This is a genomic window from Magnetospirillum sp. SS-4, from assembly GCF_902729425.1.
Lineage (GTDB): Bacteria > Pseudomonadota > Alphaproteobacteria > Rhodospirillales > Magnetospirillaceae > Phaeospirillum.
On sequence record NZ_CACVCH010000039.1, the window covers coordinates 1 to 210 of the forward strand.

The window sequence follows — 210 nt, forward strand, 5'->3', positions numbered from 1 at the left end:
TGTCGGCGATCCGCGCGAGGCGGCGAAGGTGAAATATCCCTTGCCGGAAGTGCTGTTTTTGGTGACCTGCGCCAGCATTGCTGGTTGCGACGATTACGACGAGATCGCCTTGTGGGGTGAGCATCACTTGGCTTTTCTTCGTGGGCACTCCGAGTATTTTTTTGGCATCCCCAAGGAAGATTGGCTCCGGGTTGTTCTCAATCGGATTGA

1 protein-coding gene is annotated in these 210 nt (G+C 54.8%); it reads left to right on the top strand.

What is annotated here, in order from left to right:
* A partial coding sequence (locus tag MTBSS4_RS05210) for a transposase family protein (RefSeq protein ID WP_173982340.1) occupies positions 1-210 on the top strand: 210 nt, incomplete at both ends.